Here is a 19,772-nt window from a genome sequence, read left to right on the forward strand (position 1 = left end):
TCTGGCGGCGCCTGGCGATGATCGCTCCCGTGAACTTGCTTTTGATAGCGGCATTGGCGGGAGTGCTTGCGCTGTGCGTGCTGGGGTCCCTGGCCCGCAGCGGCATGGCGGGCATCAAGGAGGCGATACGCGCCAACCTGCTGACGCTGGCAGCGTTCGGGCTCTATGCCTTCCAGGTCACCGAGGCGCCGTTGTGGGTGTCGGTGATCGCCAGCAATACCGCCGTGGTCCTGGCGCTATGCGCGTACTACACGGGATTGCGCCGGCTGGTGGGCCTTACCGTGCCCAGGCGCCTCATGGCGCTGGCTTCCAGCGCAACGTTGCTGGTGCTGGCGTTCTACACCTACATCGAACCCGAGGTCGGACCTCGCATGGTGGTCATGTCCGGGCTGATGTTCGGGTTCATGGCGGCCATCGCCATGACGGTCAAGCGCGGCATGCCGATGAACCGGTCCCGCTACAGCTACCATTTCGTGCGCGTGGTGGCGCTGGTGTCCGCGGCGGTGTGCGCGGCGCGCGCCGCCGTCTACCTGTTCGATATCGCGACGGCGCAGGCCCTGCTGCAGCCCACGGCGTGGAACATCGCGTTCATGACGCTGGGCGTGCTGACGATGCCATGCCTGACCCTGGGCACCATCATGATCATCCACGACCGGATGCTGGCGGACCGCGAACAGGAGGCCAGCACGGATTTCCTGACGGGCCTGATGTCGCGCAAGGCGTGGTGGCTGCAGGCCGAGCGCTATTGCGCCCAGGCCTTGCGCACGCGGCGGCCGCTGACGCTGCTGTTGCTGGACATCGACTATTTCAAACGCATCAATGATACTCACGGCCATGCGGCCGGCGACGCGGTGCTGCGGCATTTCGGCCTGCTGGCCACCGCCACGCTGCGCACCGGCGACCACGTCGGGCGGGTCGGCGGCGAGGAATTCGCGGTGCTGTTTCCCGACATGCGCAGCGATGCGGTGATGGACGTGGCGGAGCGCCTGCTGGATTCGGTGCGGCGCACGCCCTGTGCGCACGGTGGCAGCACTATTTCCTATACCTTCAGCGCCGGCGTGGCGGACTGGATGCCCGGGGAGAGCCTGCAGGCATTTTTCGAACGTGCCGACCGCAAGCTGTATGCGGCCAAGGCTGCAGGGCGCAACCGCATCACGGGCCCGGGGCAGGAGGCTGAGCGCCAGCCGTTGCCCGAGGCCGCCTGAATCAATCGTCCTTGCTCTTGCGCGGGGCGCGGGTGTCGTGCTTCATGATGCGTTCCTTTTCGCGCTGCCAGTCTTTTTCGCGCGCGGTGTCGCGCTTGTCGAACATCTTCTTGCCGCGGCCCAGCGCGAAGTCCAGCTTGATGCGCCCGTTCTTGTAATGCAGGTTGAGCGGCACCAGCGTGTAGCCGCGCTGCTCGACCTTGCCGATGAGCTTGCTGATTTCCTCGGCCTTGAGCAGCAGCTTGCGCGTGCGCATGGCATCGGGGTGGATATGGGTGGAGGCCGTGGGCAGGGGGCTGACGTGCATGCCCAGCAGGTACAGCTCGCCGTCGCGCACGATGACGTAGCTTTCCTTGAGCTGCACGCGGCCATCGCGGATCGCCTTGACTTCCCAGCCTTGCAGCACCAGGCCGGCCTCGTAGCGGTCTTCGATGAAATAGTCGTGCGTGGCCTTGCGATTGTCGATAATGCTCATAAAGCCCTTGTGCCTGGGTGCCGCAGCCTGCCGCGAGGCGTGTTCTGGCCCCAGGTCGTGTTGTGCCGGTAAAATCGTGCCATTCTAGCCATTTGCGATAGTCGATGCACAAAGTACAACGATCCGTCCTGGTGCCTTACAGCGCCGCCCAGATGTTCGATCTGGTCGCCGACGTGGAGAAGTACCCCGAGTTCATGCCCTGGTGCGGCGGCGCCGAGGTGCAGACCCGCGACGAGCACGGCATGCAGGCCTCCATCCTGATCAGCTTCGCGGGCATGAAGCAGCGCTTCACCACGCGCAACACCCATGTCTATCCCGACCGGATCGACCTGGAGCTGGTCGATGGCCCGTTCTCCAGCCTGGTGGGACACTGGGAGTTCCAGCCCCTGGCCGAAGACGCCTGCAAGGTCCTGTTCACCATGGAGTACGCGTTTTCCAACCGGGCGTTGGAAATGGTGGTGGGGCCGGTCTTCAACCGCATCGCCACCAGCTTCATCGATTCCTTCACCAAGCGCGCGCAGGCCAAGTATGGCGAATGAGCCGTCCGTGGCGCAGATCGGCGTCAGCGTCTGTTATGCCTTGCCGGGCCACGTCTGGCTGCGTGAATTGCGCCTACCCGATGGCGCCACCGTGGCCGATGCGCTGGCGGCCAGCGGCTTCGCCCAGGCCTTTCCGGTGGTGCAGCCCTGGACCCGGGGCGTGGGCATTTTCGGCCACGCCACCGAGCCGCAGGCCAGGCTGGCCGACGGCGACCGCGTGGAAATCTACCGCGGCCTGAGTTTCGATCCCAAGGAATCGCGCCGCCGCCGCGCCGAACACCGCCGCGCCAAGACGGCGAAGAACGGCAGGGTCCGCCCGGCCGGGCTGCTGTAGGGCAGCGCTCCGAGGGGCGGCGTGCCGCCCCGCACAATGTCGCAAATAGGACAAATTCTGCTGCCGCTTCCGGCGTAACATAAACATCGTCACGCATTTACGTTTACGTCAACGTCATGTCAAAATCGACGGGCTGGCGTTCACGAGACGGCAGCAACGCCAACAGACAATACTCAGTACAACAGGAGACAGGCTGTGGACTTGGAACTGACCGACGAGCAACGCGCTTTTGCGCAGGCGGCGCGCGACTACGCCGAGGGCGAACTGGCGCCCAACGCGGCGCGCTGGGACGCCGAGGGCATCTTCCCGCGTGAAGCCTTCGCGCGGGCGGGCGAGATGGGCTTTTGCGCCATCTACGCCAGCGAGGACATCGGCGGCCTGGGGCTGCCGCGCCTGGACGCCACCCTGGTGTTCGAGGAAATGGCGGCGGTGGACCCGTCGACCACGGCCTTCCTCACGATCCACAACATGGCTACCTGGATGGTCGGCAACTGGGGCCAGCCCGCGCTGCGCGAGGCTTGGGGACCCTTGCTGGCCAGCGGCCAGAAGCTGGCCTCCTACTGCCTGACCGAGCCGGGCGCGGGTTCGGACGCCGCGTCCCTGTCGACCCGGGCGCAGCGCCAGGGCGATGACTACATCCTCAACGGCGCCAAGGCCTTCATTTCTGGCGGCGGCGACACCGACCTGCTGGTGGTCATGGCGCGCACCGGCGGCGAGGGCGCGGGCGGCATCAGCGCGTTCGCCGTTCCGGCCGACAGCGAGGGCATAGGCTACGGGCGCAAGGAAGAGAAGATGGGCTGGAACAGCCAGTCCACCCGTCCCATCACCTTTGAAAACGTGCGCGTGCCGGCGGCCAACATGCTGGGCCAGGAAGGCGAGGGCTTCAAGATCGCCATGAAGGGCCTGGACGGTGGCCGCATCAATATCGCCACCTGCTCGGTGGGCGCGGCGCAGGGCGCGCTGGACGCCGCCCGGCGCTACATGGACGAGCGGCGCCAGTTCAACCGCCGCCTGGCCGAGTTCCAGGCCCTGCAGTTCAAGCTGGCCGACATGGCGACGCACCTGGTGGCGGCGCGCCAGATGGTGCGCCTGGCGGCCTGCAAGCTGGACGCCGGGGCGCCCGACGCGGCGACCTACTGCGCCATGGCCAAGCGCTTCGCCACCGACATGGGTTTCCAGATCTGCCTGGATGCGCAACAAATCCACGGTGGCTACGGATACCTGCGGGACTATCCCTTGGAGCGTCTGGTGCGCGATACTCGCGTTCATCAGATTCTGGAAGGGACCAACGAGATCATGCGCGTGATCATCGCCCGCCAATTGTTGGAAAAAGGAGCCGACATAAGATGAATGCACCGGTGCTGTTCGAAGAAAAAACCGCTGCCAATGGAGTACGGTTCGGGATCGCGACGCTGAATTCGCCGCAGACCCTGAACGGCCTGTCGCTGGAAATGGTGGACCTACTGGCCGAGCGGCTGGATGCCTGGGCACGCGATCCCGGCGTGGCCCTGGTGGTGCTGCAGGGCGCGGGCGAAAAGGCCTTCTGCGCGGGCGGCGACCTGCACGGCCTGTACCGCAGCATGACTGAAAACGCCGGCAAGCCGGGCTGGAACAACGCCTACGCGCGCCGCTTCTTCGAGCACGAGTACCGCCTGGACTACCGCATCCACACCTATCCCAAGCCGGTGCTGTGCTGGGGCCATGGCATCGTCATGGGCGGGGGCATCGGCCTGATGATGGGCGCCAGCCACCGCGTGGTCAGCGAAGCCTCCCGGCTGGCGATGCCGGAGGTCACCATCGGCCTGTTCCCGGACGTGGGCGGCAGCTGGCTGCTGAACCGCATGTCGGGCCGCCTCGGCCTGTTCCTGGCGCTGACCGGCGCGCAGTTGGGCACGTCGGACGCGATTTTCGCCGGTCTGGCGGACTTCCGCCTGGACCACGCGGATTGGCCCAAGCTGCTGGCCTCGCTCGAGGAGCAGCCCTGGGCTGGCCAGGGGGCGGACGCGGCGGAGGACGCCATTCCCCCGCGCGCGATCAACGACGGCCTGCTGCGCCGCGCCCTGACGGCGCTGGAACCCAAGACGCCGCTGGCGCCGGGCAGCCTGCGTCATCACTCGTTCCTGATCAACAGTCTGTGCAACGGCAACCGCCTGGACGACATCTACGAAGAACTGGCCGCGCTGAAGGACCACGAGGATCCGTGGCTGGCGCGCGCGGCGCAGACCATGCTGGCCGGCTCGCCCGGATCGGTGCGCCTGTCGTTCGCGCTGCAGCAGCGGCTGCGCCTGCGTTCGCTGGACGACGTGTTCCGTGCCGAATACATCGCGGCGCTGGCCTGCACCGGCCATGGCGACTTCGCCGAAGGCATCCGCGCCTTGCTGATCGACAAGGACAAGAAGCCGCGCTGGAATCCCGCCGTGATCGACATGGCGACCGACGCCTGGGTGCAGAAATTCTTTGACGAGCCCTGGCCCGAGGGCGAACCCCATCCGCTGGCGGACCTGGGACAGGAAGGGCGCTAGGGCCCGCGGCGGCGGATCCGCCGCCGCCCGCCGGCACGGCAACGCAGTACACGATGGTTTCACACCTATAGCAATAGCAACAGGAGACAAGACATCATGAGCAGCATCGCGTTTATCGGTTTGGGCAATATGGGCGCGCCCATGGCATTGAATCTGGTCAAGGCCGGCCATAGTGTGACGGTCTTCGACCTGATGCCGGCGGCCGTGAAGATCCTGACGGACGCCGGCGCCAAGGCCGCCGCGTCCGCTTCGGAAGCGGTCAAGGGCGCCGAGGTGGTGGTCTCGATGCTGCCGGCCAGCAAGCACGTCGAAGGGCTGTACCTGGGCGAGGACCTGCTGGGCAAGATCCCTTCGAGCGCGCTGGTCATCGAGTGCAGCACCATCGCGCCGGACTCGGCGCGCAAGGTCGCGCAGGCAGCCGAGGTACGCGGCATCGCCATGATCGACGCCCCGGTTTCCGGCGGCACCGGTGGCGCGGCCGCGGGCACGCTGACCTTCATCGTCGGCGGCCAGGCCGCGGCGCTGGAGCGCGCCCGTCCCGTCCTCGAAAAGATGGGCAAGAACATTTTCCACGCCGGTCCGGCCGGCGCCGGCCAGGTGGCCAAGATCTGCAACAACATGCTGTTGGGCATCCTGATGGCAGGCACCTCCGAAGCGCTGGCGCTGGGCGTGGCCAACGGCCTGGATCCCAAGGTGCTGTCGGACATCATCGCCAAGAGCTCCGGCCGCAACTGGGCCACGGAACTCTACAACCCCTGGCCCGGCGTGATGGAGCATGCGCCGGCCTCCAAGGGCTATGCGGGCGGTTTTGGCGTGGACCTGATGCTGAAGGACCTGGGCCTGGCGGCCGAGGCCGCCTTGTCGGCGCGGGCCTCGATCCCGCTGGGCGAACTGGCGCGCAATCTGTATTCGCTGCACAGTTCCGGCGGTTCGGGCAAGCTGGACTTCTCCAGCATCGTCAACCTGGTCAAGCGCGAGCAGGACTGACATGGCGCCATCGCAAGCGCAGCTGGACCCGGCCGCGCGGGTCCAGGAGAGCTTCGCCCGGCAGAGCATCATGACCTTGCTGGGCGCGGCGCTGGACGTGGTCGAGCCGGGCAGGGTGGACATCGTGCTGCCTTACCGCGCCGACCTGTGCCAGCAGAACGGCTTTCTGCATGCGGGCATTTCCACGACCATCGCCGACAGCGCCGGCGGCTATGCCGCCTATACGCTGTTCGCGCCGGGCGAGGACGTGCTGACCTCGGAGTTCAAGATGAACTTCCTGGCGCCCGCCAAGGGTAGCCGCTACGTCGCCAGCGGCCGCGTGGTCAAGCCTGGCAAGCGCCTGTCGGTCTGCCAGGTCGAGGTGCATGCCTACGACGGCGAGCAGGCCACGCTTTGCGTGATAGGCTTGCTCACCGCGGTGCGCGTGACGCCGCGTTGAATTCCGCGCGCTGCGGGTCCTGCCTGGTCGGCGGATCCGCGGCGCGTTCATCGCGCGGTGCATGGGTTTCTGGCAATGCCTCCAAAAGAACATCATCGGATTTTCCGCAGCAACTGGCTGCGCGCGGCCGTGCTGGGCGCAAACGACGGCATCGTGTCCACCGCCAGCCTGATTACCGGCGTGGCGGCGGCCCAGGCCACGCATGACGCCATCCTGACTTCGGGCGTGGCCGGGCTGGTGGCCGGGGCGCTGTCGATGGCGGCGGGCGAGTACGTGTCGGTGCGGTCGCAGGCCGATACCGAGGCCGCGGACCTGCGCCTGGAGCAGCGCTCACTCAAGCGCAATTCCAGCGAAGAACTGGCCGAACTCATCGACATCTACGTGGCGCGCGGCCTGACCCGCGAGCTGGCCGAACAGGTGGCGCGGCAATTGACCAGCCACGATGCGCTGGATGCGCATGCCCGAGACGAGCTGGGCATATCAATGCATAACCGCGCCCGTCCGGTGCAGGCCGCCGTGGCGTCGGCGGCATCGTTCGCCGGCGGCGCGGCGCTGCCGCTGGCCGTGGCGGCGACGGCGCCCATGCCGCAATTGATCGTCTGGGTCATTGGCGCGTCGGTCGCCTGTCTGGCCGGCCTGGGCGCCCTGGCGGCGGGCGCGGGCGGCGCGCCCAAGGGACCGGCCGCGTTGCGGGTGACGATCCTGGGCGGTCTGGCGATGGCGGCGACGGCGGGCGTGGGCGCGCTGTTCGGCGTGGCGGTCTAGTACCAGCCAGCGCGAGCGCGCGCCGGCAGGGGCGCGCCGCGACGGCTTGGGAACCGCGCCAGCGCGGCCTCGCGGACCGTGGGCTTACGGCGTGATGGAATAGGGCAGCGGAACCGCCCCAATGCGCGGACCGTCCGCGGCGCCCAGGCGCAGGTCGCCTTCGGGCAGCGCCGCCAGCGTGGTTTCGAACAGCACCGATACAAGGCCGTGTTCGCCGGCCGCGTCCACGACGCGTCCGATGGGCTCGCCGGGCTGCGTGGCGTCATAGACGTCCACGCCGGCCAGCGCCTGATCCTGGACGGCAGTATCCGCGATGGTGCCGTAAGCCATGCGCCGCTTGACCGTGCCGCGATAGTGGCTGCGCGCCACCACTTCCTGGCCCGGATAACAGCCCTTGGTGAAGCTGACGCCCTGGATCAGGTCCAGGTTGACCGTTTGCGGGATGAATATGTCCTGCGTGGCCGCTGTGATCCACGGGATGCCCGCGGCCAGGTCGGCGGTATGCCATTGCGCGGCTGGCGCCAGGCCGAGCGCGCCGGCCAGTGCGGCCGACTGGGCCAATTGTTCGTCGGAGGCGATCCACCACCAGCGCAGGCGCGCATCGGCGGACGGCGCGGCGATCCAGGTGCCGGACGGCAGATCGACGCGTTGCCAGGGCGCACGCGGCAGCGCGCCGGCCGCGGCTTCCAGCGCGGCGGCTTCGGCGGCCGAGGCCGTCACGCCCGCCACATGCAGCGGCGTGGCGGCGAGCTTGGCCTTGGCGCGCAGCACGAACATCGACAGACGCTTGAGCAGCGCCTGGGACAAGTCCTGGCGCACCAGGCCGTAGAGTTGGGGCGCATCGTCCGCGCCGCCGGGGGCGCCGCGCCACATCACCAGGGTGGCCAGCAGGCGGCCCTTGGCGGTGCAGTAGCCGGCCAGGCGGGCGGCGTCCTGGGGCAGCCCGGTGACGTCCTGCGTGAGCTGGCCGTGCAGGAAAGTGAGCGCGTCCGCGCCGGTAGCCGCGAAGATCAGGAAATCGTCCAGCGGCGCGACTTGCGCGCAACCTTCCGCGCGGGCGGGAATCGAAGAATGGAAAGCGTGCATGGAGGCGGTGTTATCGCGTCATCAAAGTGCTGATGATAGCCGTGTTCCCCTCCGGGCTGGGCCATGTCCCCGCCGCGCGCAGGGGCGCGCACGACGTTCTGCCCCTCTTTAGCCGCGACAGGTCCGCGCGATCAATTAAACTTCCGACACTTATGAAGAAGCGACTCTTTTTTTTCGTCCTGTGGTTCTCCCTGTTGATCGCGCTGGCTGCCGCCGCAGCCGTGGGCGGCGCCTGGTATTGGGCGCACAAGCCCATGCAGCTGAAAGCCGACAGGATAGATTTCGTGGTGGATCCGGGCAGCAGCCCGCGCACGGTCGCGCGGGCGCTGAACGAGGCCGGCGTGCCGGTCTGGGAACCCGGTTTCATCTGGATGGCGCGCCTGTCCGAACGCGACAAGCAGATGAAGGCCGGCGGCTACCAGGCCATCAATGGCGACTCGCCCTGGCAGCTGCTGGAACGCCTGGCGCGCGGCGACATGACGCAGCGGCAGATCACCTTCCTGGAGGGCTGGACCTACCGCCAGATCCGCCAGGCGCTGCGCGCGAATCCCGACGTCAAGCAGACGCTGGGCGAGACCACCGATGAAGAATTGATGGAACGCCTGGGTTCCGACATCAAGCAGCCGGAAGGGCTGTTCTTCCCGGATACCTACATTTTCACGCCGGGCAGCACCGATTACGACCTGTTGCGCCGCGCCTACCAGGAAGGCCAGCGCATCCTGCAGGACACCTGGGCCAAGCGCCAGCCGGACCTGCCGGTGACCACGCCCTACGAGGCCCTGGTGCTGGCTTCCATCGTGGAAAAGGAAACCGGCCACGGCCCGGACCGCCGCCGCGTGGCCGGCGTGTTCACCAACCGCCTCAAGATCGGCATGCTGCTACAGACCGATCCGACGGTGATCTACGGCATGGGCGACGGCTACCAGGGCCGCATCCGCAAGCGCGACCTGCAGACCGACACGCCCTGGAACACCTACACGCGGCCGGGCCTGCCGCCCACGCCGATCGCGGCGCCGGGCCGCGCGGCGCTGCTGGCGGCGGTGCAGCCCGAGACGCACAAGTTTCTCTTTTTCGTTTCCCGCGGCAACGGCACCAGCGAGTTCTCGGTCAATCTGAACGAGCACAACCGCAACGTTTCCCGCTATATCCTGGGCCAGGGCCAGAACGCCGCGCCCAGCCCGGCATCGGGCCGCGGCGCAGCCAATGGCAATCCGGCCAACGGCACGCCCGCAGCCGCGCCGAGCGCAAGCCCGGCGCCGACGCCGGAAGCCGCGCCCGAGCCGGACCAGGCACAAGCACAAGGACAAGACCAATGACCACGCGCGGACGCTTTATCACGCTGGAAGGCGTGGACGGCGCGGGCAAAAGCACGCATACCGTCTGGATCGCCGATTTCCTGCGCGCGCAGGGGCTGGACGTGGTATCCACCCGCGAACCCGGCGGCACGCCCCTGGGCGAGAAGTTGCGCGGCTTGCTGCTGACCGACCCCATGGGGCTGGACACCGAGACGCTGTTGATGTTCGCCGCCCGTTGCGAACACCTGCATCAAGTCATCGAACCGGCGCTGGCGCGCGGCGCGTGGGTGGTCTGCGACCGTTACACCGACGCCACCTACGCCTACCAGGGCGGCGGCCGCGGCCTGGGCGCCTCGCGCGTGGCCGCGCTGGAAGACTGGATGCAGGCCGGCCAGCCCGACCGCACCTGGCTGTTCGACGTGCCGCTGGAAGTCGCGCGCGCCCGGCTGGCCGACGCGCGCGAACCCGACCGCTTCGAGCGCGAGGGGGCGGCTTTCTTCGAACGCACCCGCGAGGCCTACCATGCGCGCGCCGCGACTGATCAGAAGCGCATCCGCATCGTCGATTCGACCCAATCCATCGCCCAGATCCGCGTGGAACTCGAGGCGGGGCTGCTGGAACTTCTAGGGCAGCAGGCATGAACGCGACCCGCGCCGCCAAAGAGGAGGACGCCACGGCGTCCAACGCGCCGCAATTCCTGCCCTGGCAGGCGGAGACGGCGCTCACCTGGCTGGGTAACCGCGACCGCTTCGCCCACGCCTGGCTGATTCACGGACTGGCCGGCATCGGCAAGCTGGACTTCGCGGTCGCCGCGGCAGCCAGCCTGCTGTGCGAGACCCCGGACAACGGCCTGGCCTGCGGCCATTGCGCCGCCTGTGCCTGGTTCGCCAGCGGCAACCATCCCGACCTGCGCCGCATCCGGCCCGAAGCCGTGGCCGTGGAGGAGGGGGCGGACGCCGCCGAACCGTCGGAAGACGCCGAGCCGGCCACGGGCACGGCCAAGCGCGCGCCGTCCAAGGAAATCCGCATAGACCAGATCCGCTCGCTGGAATCCTGGTTCAACACCGCCACGCACCGCGGCGGCTGGCGCGTGGCGTTGCTGTATCCGGCCCATGCGCTGAACGTGGTCTCGTCCAACGCCTTGCTCAAGGTGCTGGAAGAACCGCCGCCACACACGGTCTTCTTGTTGGTCGCGGACGCGCCGGACCGCCTGCTGCCCACCCTGGTGTCGCGTTGCCGCCGCCTGCCGCTGCCGGCGCCGGATTCCGACACCGCGCTGCAATGGCTGCGCGAACAGAGCGTGGAGCCGGCTCGCGAATGGCTGGCCGCCGCGGGCGGCGCGCCGCTGGCGGCGCTGCGGCTGGCGCAGTCGGGCGAAGCCGCTTGTCCGCCCTGGCTGACCCAACTGGTCGGACCGCTGTCCCAGGGGCAGTCGCCCGACGTGGGCACCTTGGCCGAGGCTCTGGAAAAGGTGGCGGCCACTGAGTGGATCGACGCCTTGCAGCGCCTGTACACCGACCTGATGCTGGCCAGCGCGGGCGCGCCCGCGCGCTATTTCCCGGCCCTGGGCGGCGCGGTCGCGAAGGTCGCCGCGCGCATGAACCCGGCCAAGGTGGCCGAAGCCGCGCGCTGGCTGACGCGCCAGCGCGCGCTGGCCACCCATCCCCTGAACGCCAAGCTCTTCGCCCACGCGACCTTGCAGCGCGTGGTGCTATCCTGCCTGGCGTAAGCCCTTGATCCGGCGGCGCTTCATCCGGCAACGGGTGCAGCGCCGCGGCACTTGTATCCAGACTCATCATGTACGTCGATTCCCACTGCCATTTGAACTTTCCGGAACTGGCCGCCGATCTGCCGGCCATTCTTGACCGGATGGCCGCCAACCAGGTCACCCACGCGCTGGTCGTCAGCGTCAACATGCCGGAATGGCCCGGCCTGATGTCCCTGGTCGAGCCGCAGGCCAATCTGTGGGCCTCGGTCGGCGTGCACCCCGATTACGAAGACACGCCCGACCCCACGCCCGAAGAGCTGGCGCGCCTGTCCGAGCATCCCAAGGTCGTGGCGATCGGCGAGACCGGGCTGGACTATTACCGCCTGTCCGAACCGCTGGACTGGCAGCGCGAGCGCTTTCGCCGCCACATCCGCGCCGCGCGCGACACGGGCCTGCCCCTGATCGTGCACACGCGCTCGTCCGCCGAGGACACCGTGCGCATGCTGCGCGAAGAGCGGGCGGCCGAGGTCGGCGGCGTGATGCATTGCTTTACCGAAAGCTGGGAAGTGGCACAGGCCGCGCTGGACCAGAACTTCTATATTTCGCTGTCCGGCATCGTGACCTTCAAGAATGCCCAGGTCGTGCATGAAGTGGCCGCCAAGGTACCGCTGGATCGTCTGTTGATCGAGACCGACTCGCCGTATCTGGCGCCGGTGCCGTATCGTGGCAAGCTGAACGACCCGTCCAAGGTGATCCACGTCGCGGAAAAGATTGCGGATCTCAGGGGCATACCGGTGGCCGATGTGGCCAAGGCATCTACGGATAATTTCTTCCGTCTTTTCAATAAGATAAAGAAATAATCTGATCTAATTTATTTAAAGTAATTTATAGGAAAACAATGGCCGCCCGCAACGCTTCCTTCCAGAACACCCTATTGTCGTGTTGCCGTGGAGCGCTGCTGGCGCTGGCCATCGGTGTGGCGGTTCCGGCCGCGGCGCAGGCGGCCAACCCCGGCGATTGGTGGGTCTATGTCGCCAACGACTATCCGGATGACATCAAGGAACTGCTGGCGCGCGGCGAAGATCCGAACGTGCGCTACAAGAACGGCCAACCGGCGCTGATGCGCGCGGTGGTCGACGGCGCCTGGAAGGTGTTCGACGTGATTGCCGCCGACAAGCGCACCGACGTCAACGCCGAGAACCCGGCAGGCGAGACGCCGTTGATGTACCTGGCCATTGCCGGCCAGACCGAGCGCGCCAAGAAGCTGATCGCCCGCGGCGCCCAGGTCAACCGCCTGGGCTGGACGCCGCTGCACTACGCGGCGTCGAAGGGGCAGCTGGAAATGGCGCGCCTGCTGCTGGCGCACCAGGCCATGGTCAACGCGCCCGCGCCCAATGGCGAAACGCCGCTGATGATGGCCGCGCTTTCCGGCCGCAAACCCATGGTGGACCTGCTGCTGAAGGCCGGGGCTGACGTCGGCTCGCGCGATACCAAGGGCCAGACCCCGGCCGATTGGGCCAGGACGGGCAAGTCCACGGCGGTGGCGGCCGAATTGGACAAGCTGATTGCGCAGCAGGAGGAGTCCCGCCGCAAGCTGCGCGCGTCGCGTCCAGCCGAGGAAGGCGTTGAGGCGGGAGCAGGGGCGGGCGCCGCAGCAACGGTGCCGGTGGCTCCGGACCAGGGCGCGCCAGCGGCACAGGCTCCGGTCGCCGAAAAGAAAGCCCCGGCCGCGTCGTCCGCGGTCCAGGGCGTTTCGGGCGTGAAGCTCAACAACTACGACGAGCCCGCCGCGCCCTGAGGCGCGGGCTTGCCCGAGGCCGGCCCGCAAGGGGCCGGCCCGATTCAGATCACGTAGTTCTTGTAGCGCTCGATGTAGTCGCGGGCGCTGCCGTTCAATTCGCGCACGCAGCGCTCGGCCTCGTCGGCGTCGCCGCGGACCATTGCGTCCAGCAGGGCGCGGTACTGCTTGATCCCCATCTCTGAACGGCCCGGCAACAGGGCCACGCGGCGCATCGACACGCGGGTGCGGTCGTAGATGCGCTCGATCATGTCGCTGAGTACCGGATTGCGCGCCAGTTCCTTGATATGGTTGCGGAACTGCTCGATCGTGGCCACGTGGGCCTCGATGTCGCCGCTCTTCAGGCTGTGCTCGAAGGGCTCTCCCAGCAGGGCCTGCATCGCTGCCCAATCGTCGGGCGTGGCATTGGCGATGGCCAGGCGCACGGCCAGGCCGTCCAGCGCCTCGCGCACCTGGTACAGCCGATAGGTCGTTTCCATGTCCACCAGGGCCACGACGGCGCCCTTGTTGGGCACCCGTTCCACCAGCGCGCGGTCTTCCAGCGTCGCCAGCACTTCGCGCGCCTTGGCGCGGGGGATGTCGTAGGCCTGCGCCAGGTCTTCCTCCGGCACGCGGGTGCCGGGCAGCAAGGCCTGCGACGCAATGCGTTCCCGCATATCCAGTATGACTTCGTGGGTGGAAGCCGCCTTGCGTGTTTCCTTGGCGGCGGCGTCAGCTGAGGCAGTCGCGCGTTTATTGGGCATGTAGGCACCTGGGTTGAATGGCGGGAAGCATAGCATTTTTTTGAACTCAAGATTGTGCACAATTTAGAGTGCGTAGTTGTAAATCAGCATTGACACAATAAAACGCACAAGAATATAGTGGCTGCACTTCGTCGCCGTACCTACGCATCCAAGGAGCCCAGGGCAATGAAAGACGCCGCGCAGTCCCCTCAACTTCCCGGTCCGCAGTGCCAGGCATACCTGGCCCGGCGCAACGCCGCCGTCGCCTTGGGCGTGGCCAATGGCCCCCCGGTATTCGCGGCCGCTGCCCGCGGCGCCACGCTGACCGACCTGGACGGACATGCCTACATTGACTTCGCCGGCGGCATCGGCACCCTGAACGTCGGCCATGCGCATCCCGAGGTGGTGGCCGCCGTCCAGGCGCAGGCCGCGCGTTATCTGCACACCTGCTTCAACATCGTCATGTATCCGGAATACATCGAGCTGGCCGAAGCGCTGGTCGATCTGGTGCCCGGATCCTGGCCCAAGAAGGCCATGCTGCAGACCACCGGCGCCGAGGCCGTGGAAAACGCCATCAAGGTGGCGCGCCGCGCCACCGGTAGGCAGGCGGTGGTGGCGTTCGAGAACGCCTTCCACGGCCGCACCTACATGGCGCTGTCGCTGACCGCCAAGGCGCCCGCGTACAAGACTGGCTTTGGCCCCTTCGCCTCCGAGGTCTACCGCGCGCCGTTTCCGGTGCGCTACCGCTCCGGGCTTACCGAAGCCGAATGTGCCGAGGCGGCCTTCAGTGAATTCCGCCGCCTGGTCGAAACCGAGATCAACGCGGAGCAGGTCGCCGCGGTGATCATCGAGCCGGTGCAGGGCGAGGGCGGCTTCCATGCCGCGCCGCCCGCCTTTCTGCAGGCGCTGCGCGCCTACTGCACCGAACACGGCATCGTGCTGATCGCCGACGAGATCCAGTCGGGCTTCTGCCGCACCGGGGAATGGTTCGCCACCCAGCATGCCGGCATCGAGGCCGACCTCTACACCCTGGCCAAGTCCATGGGCGGCGGCCTGCCGATAGCGGCGCTGGTGGGGCGCGCCGACCTGATGGACGCGCCCGCCGTGGGCGGCCTGGGCGGCACCTATGGCGGCAACCCGCTGGCCTGCGCCGCGGCGCTTGCCACCATCGCGGTGATGCGGCGCGAAGACTACGCGGCGCGCGCCCGCGGCCTTGGCGCCAGCGTGCGCGAACGCTTTACTGCCTGGGCCGGACAGTACGGCATCGTCGGCGACGTGCGCGGCCTCGGCGCGATGGTGGCCTTTGAAGTCGTGCGCGGCAACGGCGACGACAGTCCCGCCGGCGATCTGGCGGCCCACATCGTGCAGGCCGCCTACCAGGGCGGACTGGTGCTGGTGAAGGCGGGCTTTTACGGCAACGTGATCCGCTTCCTGGCGCCGCTCTCCATTACCGACGAGGAACTGGCCCGCGGCCTGGACATCCTTGGACGCGCGGTGGCGGACGCCCAGCGCATCGCCGACGCCCGCACGTCGCAAACGGCTTGAGGAGCGCACCATGCATACGCTGTTGAAACTGAAGAACGCGCGCAAGGTCGTCAGCCAGCTGGGGGCGGCGAAACCGGGCATGGAAGTGCTGGTGCTGTATGACCTGCACACCCACCACAACATCGAGCCCCTGGCGATCGCGGTGGACGAGGCGGGCGCCGGCCTGCACCTGCTGCAGATCGCGGGTTCCGCGCGCCACGGCCGGCAGTTGTCGCCGGTGGTGGCCCAGGCCATGCAGGGGGCCGACCTGGTCATCGCCCTGACGCGGGCCAACGCCGCGCATACCGATGCGCGCCAGCAGGCCACGCGCGCCGGGGTCGGCGTGATCGTACTGCCCGAATCCCATCTGCCCGATTTCTTCCTGGCCGAAGGCTGGGACTGCGACTTCGACGCGCTGCGTCCGCAGATCCAGGGCCTGGCCGACGCGCTGACCCGCGCCGACACGGCCCGCGTCACCAGCGAACTCGGCACCGACGTGACCATGAGCATCGCCGGCCGCCAGGGCCGCGCGCTGCACGGCTTTGCCAACACCACCGATATTTCGGCGGGTTATTGCCTGGAGTCCAGCCTGGCGCCGGTCGAAGGCACGGCCGAAGGCGTGATCGTGGTCAACGCCAGCATCCCTGGCGTCTCGCTGATCCGCGACGAGCCGGTGCGCATCCATATGGAGAAGGGCATGGCGGTGGCGATCGAGGGCGGGGCGGTGGCGCGGCAGTTCCGCGACCTGCTGGCCAGCTTCAACGACCCCCTGGTCTACAACCTGGGCGAACTGGGCGTGGGCATGAACCCGCGCTGCCAATTGGACGGCACCATGCTGTCCGATGAATCGGTCTACGGCTCGATCCAGCTGGCGCTGGGCACCAGCGCCTACATTGGCGGCACGGTCAAGGCTGCGGCGCACTACGACACCATCGTTACCGACGCGACGCTGGAACTGGACGGCAGGGTGGTGCTGCAAGGCACCGAACTGCGCCTGGAGGAAGCGGCATGAGCATAGACCTGAGCCGCGACGCCGACGGCGTGGCCACCGTGCTGATGAACCGCCCGGAAAAGCGCAACGCGTTCACGCTGGACATGTACCGGGAGTTCGGCCGGGTCATGCGCGAACTCGACGCCGACGACGCGGTGCGCTGCGTGGTGCTGCGCGGCGCCGGCGGCGCCTTCTGCGCCGGCAGCGACATCGGCGGCTTCGAGGAGGACCGCGATGGCGCGGCGCAGGCGGCCGAGTACGCGCTTTTCACCTTGTCCATGACCGACACGCTCAAGCATCTGCGCCATCCCACGGTGGCCTGCATCGAAGGCGTGTGCGTGGGCGGCGGGCTGGAACTGGCCGCCTTGTGCGACATCCGCATCGGCGGGCGCAACAGCCGCTACGGCATCCCGGTGAACCGCATCGGGCTGACCGTGGACCACCAGGAACTGGCCGACCTGATCCGCGTGGTCGGCGCCGCGCGGGTGCTGGAAATCCTGCTGGAAGGGAACATATTCGGCGCCGACGAAGCCATGTCCAAGGGCCTCTTGAGCCGCGTAGTGGACGACGAGCGCGTGGCCGAGCAGGCCTACGCCACCGCCCGCCGCATCGCCGCGGCCGCGCCCTTGGTCAACCGCTGGCACAAACGCTTCGTAGGCCAGCTGCGGGAAGGGCGCGCGTTAAGCGCGCAAGAGCGCAGCGAAGCCTATGAATGCTTCGGCACCGAGGACTACCGGCGCGGCCGCGCAGCCTTCGCCGCCAAGCGCATCCCCGAATTCATCGGCCGCTGAAGCGGCCACCGACCCGAGACGGACTGCATATGACGCAAGCTGCATCCCCCCTGGCAGGCATCAAGATCCTGGACCTTTCGCAGATCATGGCCGGGCCGTACTGCACCATGGTGCTGGCCGACCTGGGCGCCGAGGTCATCAAGGTCGAGAAGACAGGCACCGGCGACGACTCCCGCGAAATGGGCCCCTATGTGAACGGCGAGTCCACCTGTTTCGCCCAGATCAACCGCAACAAGCAGGGCGTGGCGCTGAACCTGAAGGATCCCGAGGCCCGCGAGGTGCTGTACGAGCTGGCGCGCTGGGCCGACGTGGTGGTGGAGAACTACCGCGTCGGCGTGACCAAGTCGCTGGGCGTGGACTACGAAACGCTGTCGCGCATCAATCCGCGCCTGGTGTATTGCTCGATCTCCGGCTATGGCCATACCGGCCCCTACGCGGGCAAGGGCGGCTTCGACCTGGTGGCTCAGGGCATGAGCGGCATCATGAGCATGACCGGCGAGCCCGGCGGGCGGCCCTTGAAGTCGGGCATCGCCATCTATGACGTGGGGGCGGGCCTGACGGCGGTCTATGCCATCCTGGCCGCCTGCATCCACCAGATGAAGACGGGCGAGGGCCAGCACATCGACATCGCGCTGGCCGAATGCGGATTGCCCTGGTTCGTCTGGGAAGCCGCCGCCTACTTCGCCGACGGCACGGTGCCGGAAGGCACCGGCAGCCGCCACCGCGTGTCGGCTCCGTACCAGGCCTTCGGCACGCGCCAGGGCTTCATCATGATAGGCGCCGCCAACCAGCGCACCTGGGAGCGCCTGTGCGCCGACGTGCTGGAGCGCCCCGAACTCATCACCGATCCGCGCTTCATCACCAACTCTGACCGGCTGGCCAATATCGCCGAACTGGAACCCTTGCTGGAAGCGGAATTCGCGCGCGCCGACGCGGCCGAATGGATAGCGCGCTGCGAGAAGGCCTCCGTGCCCTGCGGCCCGATCAACGACTTCGGCCAGGCCATGCAGGACCCGCATTACCTGGCGCGCGGCATGGTGCAGGAACTGGACCATCCCGCGCTGGGCAAGATGAAGACCATAGGCATCCCGACCAAGTTTTCCAGGACGCCTGGCGCCTTGCGCACGGCCGCGCCGCTGATGGGCCAGCACACGGACGAGGTGCTGCGCCGTTTCGGGGTGGCGGAGGACAGCATTGCAGGCATGCGCGCCCGAGGAGTCATCGCGTAACAGACCAACCGCAGCAGGCAGTATCGAAGTCGCATCCAAGCTACAAGGGGACGCCGGCGTCACGCACGCCGGCGGCTATTCGAAGTTGAACAAAGATGTTCACGCCGCAAGGAACCTTCATGACACAGCCCATCCATCTTTCCCGCCGCGGCTTCATCGCGGCCAGCGCCGCGCTGGCCGCTTGCGGCGCCGTTCCCTCCCTGGTCCGGGCGCAATCGGCCCAGCCGTTCCGGCTGGGGGCGCTCAATTCCATCACCGGCGTCGGCGGCCCCTATGGCCCGGCCATGCTGGAAGCCATCAAGATCGCCATCGACGAGGTCAACGCCGCCGGCGGCGCTGCCGGCCGCAAGATCCAGCTCTATGCCGAAGACGACCAGACCAAGCCCGACGCCGCCGTGCTGGCGGTGAAGAAGCTGATCGAGATCAACAAGGTCGAGGCGGTGGTCGGCATCTGGCCGTCGTCGGTGGGCCTGGCCGCCATGCCCATCACCAATGCCGCGGGCCTCATCACCATGAACACCTGCGGCGCGCCGGAAATGCTGACCGAGAACAAGCAGGGGCTGGCCTGGATGTTCCAGGCCTCCAACGCGGTGTTCGGCCGCGCTTTCGCCGAAGTGGCGCGGCAGCGCGGCTTCAAGCGGCCGGCGGTCATGGCCTTCAACAACTCCACCTTCGTAGGGCAGGCTAACTACTTCCGTGATGCCTGGCAGGAGAAGGGCGGCAAGGTCAGCGCCTTCACCATCTATGAACCCAACCAGACCACCTACCGCACCGAACTGACCAAGGTGCTGGCCTCCAAGCCCGACGTGATCTCGCTGAGCGCCTACCGGCCCGACGCCACCATCATCCTCAAGGAATGGTTCCAGACCGGCCAGGACTGCAAGTTCATCATGCCGGGCTGGACCGCCAACGAAGACCTGGTGAAGGCGCTGGGCAAGGAAGCCACCGAGGGGATCATCTCGATCTCCAACGTGGCCGCCCACGAGCACCAGGCCTACAAGACCTTCGCCGCCGAATTCCGCAAGCGCACCAAGCGCGAACCGGACATCTTTGCTTCGCAGTCCTATGACATGGTGATCACGCTGGCGCTCGCCATCGAGGCGGCCGGGCCGACCGCGGACGTGGCCGCCATCAACGGCAAGATCCGCGCCGTGACCGCGCAGGGCGGCGGCGAAAAGGTCAACGGTTTCGCGCAAGGCCAGGCGCTGCTGCGCGCCGGCAAGCCGGTGGACTACGACGGCGCGTCCTCGCGCCTGGACTTCGGCAAGCAGGGCGAGACCGTGCCGGACTTTGGCGTCTTCGACATCCGCGACGGCAAGCTGGTGCTGAATGAAGTCATCGCCGGCCAGGTCTGACGATAAA

The 19,772-nt window shown here is 67.7% G+C and carries 21 protein-coding genes; 18 read left to right on the plus strand and 3 right to left on the minus strand.

Going from position 1 to position 19,772, the window contains the following annotated elements:
- Window positions 1–17: 17 nt before the first annotated feature.
- The gene (locus AXYL_RS14050) at window positions 18–1,205 is read left to right on the plus strand and encodes a GGDEF domain-containing protein (protein WP_013393462.1); all 1,188 of its coding nucleotides are present in this window, start codon (window positions 18–20) and stop codon (window positions 1,203–1,205) included.
- A gap of 1 nt (window position 1,206) precedes the next feature.
- Here the strand turns inward: AXYL_RS14050 and smpB are convergent, their stop codons facing one another.
- Window positions 1,207–1,680, minus strand: a complete 474-nt coding sequence (gene smpB, locus AXYL_RS14055; protein WP_013393463.1) for an SsrA-binding protein SmpB — start codon at window positions 1,678–1,680, stop codon at window positions 1,207–1,209.
- 104 nt (window positions 1,681–1,784) lie between these two features.
- On the opposite strand from smpB, the gene AXYL_RS14060 reads away from it, so the two are divergent.
- From AXYL_RS14060 to AXYL_RS14090, 7 genes are all read left to right on the plus strand, one after another.
- A complete protein-coding gene (locus tag AXYL_RS14060) occupies window positions 1,785–2,219 on the plus strand; it encodes a type II toxin-antitoxin system RatA family toxin (RefSeq protein WP_006223413.1) in 435 nt (144 codons plus the stop codon).
- Window positions 2,209–2,553: an RnfH family protein gene (locus tag AXYL_RS14065; RefSeq protein ID WP_013393464.1), complete on the plus strand. Its 345-nt coding sequence runs from the start codon at window positions 2,209–2,211 to the stop codon at window positions 2,551–2,553. Before AXYL_RS14060 ends, AXYL_RS14065 begins: the two co-directional genes overlap by 11 nt.
- A gap of 195 nt (window positions 2,554–2,748) precedes the next feature.
- Entirely contained in the window at window positions 2,749–3,903 is a 1,155-nt protein-coding gene (locus AXYL_RS14070; RefSeq protein WP_013393465.1) for an acyl-CoA dehydrogenase family protein, read from the plus strand.
- Complete coding sequence (locus AXYL_RS14075; protein ID WP_013393466.1) at window positions 3,900–5,075, plus strand: enoyl-CoA hydratase/isomerase family protein; 1,176 nt, start codon at window positions 3,900–3,902, stop codon at window positions 5,073–5,075. The genes AXYL_RS14070 and AXYL_RS14075 overlap by 4 nt, the downstream gene beginning before the upstream one ends.
- A gap of 93 nt (window positions 5,076–5,168) precedes the next feature.
- Entirely contained in the window at window positions 5,169–6,062 is an 894-nt protein-coding gene (gene mmsB / locus AXYL_RS14080; RefSeq protein ID WP_413772872.1) for a 3-hydroxyisobutyrate dehydrogenase, read from the plus strand.
- Window position 6,063: 1 nt separating this feature from the next.
- Entirely contained in the window at window positions 6,064–6,501 is a 438-nt protein-coding gene (locus AXYL_RS14085) for a PaaI family thioesterase (RefSeq protein WP_013393468.1), read from the plus strand.
- A gap of 75 nt (window positions 6,502–6,576) precedes the next feature.
- Entirely contained in the window at window positions 6,577–7,266 is a 690-nt protein-coding gene (locus AXYL_RS14090; protein ID WP_013393469.1) for a VIT family protein, read from the plus strand.
- Window positions 7,267–7,350: 84 nt separating this feature from the next.
- On the opposite strand, the gene AXYL_RS14095 is transcribed toward AXYL_RS14090, so the two are convergent.
- Complete coding sequence (locus tag AXYL_RS14095) at window positions 7,351–8,352, minus strand: YgfZ/GcvT domain-containing protein (protein ID WP_013393470.1); 1,002 nt, start codon at window positions 8,350–8,352, stop codon at window positions 7,351–7,353.
- A gap of 152 nt (window positions 8,353–8,504) precedes the next feature.
- Between AXYL_RS14095 and mltG the strand changes: the two genes are divergently transcribed.
- The 5 genes from mltG to AXYL_RS14120 all read left to right on the plus strand — a co-directional run bounded on the left by mltG (window position 8,505) and on the right by AXYL_RS14120 (window position 13,153).
- Window positions 8,505–9,668 carry an endolytic transglycosylase MltG gene (mltG, locus tag AXYL_RS14100; protein WP_013393471.1) on the plus strand — a complete coding sequence of 388 codons (1,164 nt, stop codon included), beginning with the start codon at window positions 8,505–8,507 and terminating at the stop codon, window positions 9,666–9,668.
- Window positions 9,665–10,288 carry a dTMP kinase gene (gene tmk, locus AXYL_RS14105; RefSeq protein WP_013393472.1) on the plus strand — a complete coding sequence of 208 codons (624 nt, stop codon included), beginning with the start codon at window positions 9,665–9,667 and terminating at the stop codon, window positions 10,286–10,288. Before mltG ends, tmk begins: the two co-directional genes overlap by 4 nt.
- On the plus strand, window positions 10,285–11,376 hold the full coding sequence (holB, locus tag AXYL_RS14110) for a DNA polymerase III subunit delta' (protein WP_013393473.1): 1,092 nt from the start codon (window positions 10,285–10,287) through the stop codon (window positions 11,374–11,376). Before tmk ends, holB begins: the two co-directional genes overlap by 4 nt.
- Before the next feature lie 68 nt (window positions 11,377–11,444).
- A complete protein-coding gene (locus tag AXYL_RS14115; protein ID WP_013393474.1) occupies window positions 11,445–12,215 on the plus strand; it encodes a TatD family hydrolase in 771 nt (256 codons plus the stop codon).
- A 38-nt stretch (window positions 12,216–12,253) separates the two neighbouring features.
- On the plus strand, window positions 12,254–13,153 hold the full coding sequence (locus tag AXYL_RS14120) for an ankyrin repeat domain-containing protein (RefSeq protein WP_013393475.1): 900 nt from the start codon (window positions 12,254–12,256) through the stop codon (window positions 13,151–13,153).
- Between the two features lie 44 nt (window positions 13,154–13,197).
- On the opposite strand, the gene AXYL_RS14125 is transcribed toward AXYL_RS14120, so the two are convergent.
- A complete protein-coding gene (locus AXYL_RS14125; protein ID WP_013393476.1) occupies window positions 13,198–13,896 on the minus strand; it encodes a GntR family transcriptional regulator in 699 nt (232 codons plus the stop codon).
- A 165-nt stretch (window positions 13,897–14,061) separates the two neighbouring features.
- On the opposite strand from AXYL_RS14125, the gene gabT reads away from it, so the two are divergent.
- The 5 genes from gabT to AXYL_RS14150 all read left to right on the plus strand — a co-directional run bounded on the left by gabT (window position 14,062) and on the right by AXYL_RS14150 (window position 19,765).
- Window positions 14,062–15,420 carry a 4-aminobutyrate--2-oxoglutarate transaminase gene (gene gabT / locus AXYL_RS14130; RefSeq protein WP_013393477.1) on the plus strand — a complete coding sequence of 453 codons (1,359 nt, stop codon included), beginning with the start codon at window positions 14,062–14,064 and terminating at the stop codon, window positions 15,418–15,420.
- Between the two features lie 10 nt (window positions 15,421–15,430).
- Complete coding sequence (locus tag AXYL_RS14135) at window positions 15,431–16,411, plus strand: aminopeptidase (protein ID WP_013393478.1); 981 nt, start codon at window positions 15,431–15,433, stop codon at window positions 16,409–16,411.
- Window positions 16,408–17,181, plus strand: a complete 774-nt coding sequence (locus AXYL_RS14140; RefSeq protein WP_013393479.1) for an enoyl-CoA hydratase/isomerase family protein — start codon at window positions 16,408–16,410, stop codon at window positions 17,179–17,181. The genes AXYL_RS14135 and AXYL_RS14140 overlap by 4 nt, the downstream gene beginning before the upstream one ends.
- 29 nt (window positions 17,182–17,210) lie before the next feature.
- A complete protein-coding gene (locus tag AXYL_RS14145) occupies window positions 17,211–18,410 on the plus strand; it encodes a CaiB/BaiF CoA transferase family protein (RefSeq protein WP_013393480.1) in 1,200 nt (399 codons plus the stop codon).
- Between the two features lie 119 nt (window positions 18,411–18,529).
- Window positions 18,530–19,765, plus strand: coding sequence for an ABC transporter substrate-binding protein (locus tag AXYL_RS14150; protein WP_013393481.1), 1,236 nt, complete (start codon window positions 18,530–18,532; stop codon window positions 19,763–19,765).
- Window positions 19,766–19,772: the final 7 nt, after the last annotated feature.

It is taken from the genome of Achromobacter xylosoxidans A8 (genome assembly GCF_000165835.1).
GTDB classification, from domain to species: domain Bacteria; phylum Pseudomonadota; class Gammaproteobacteria; order Burkholderiales; family Burkholderiaceae_B; genus Achromobacter; species Achromobacter xylosoxidans_B.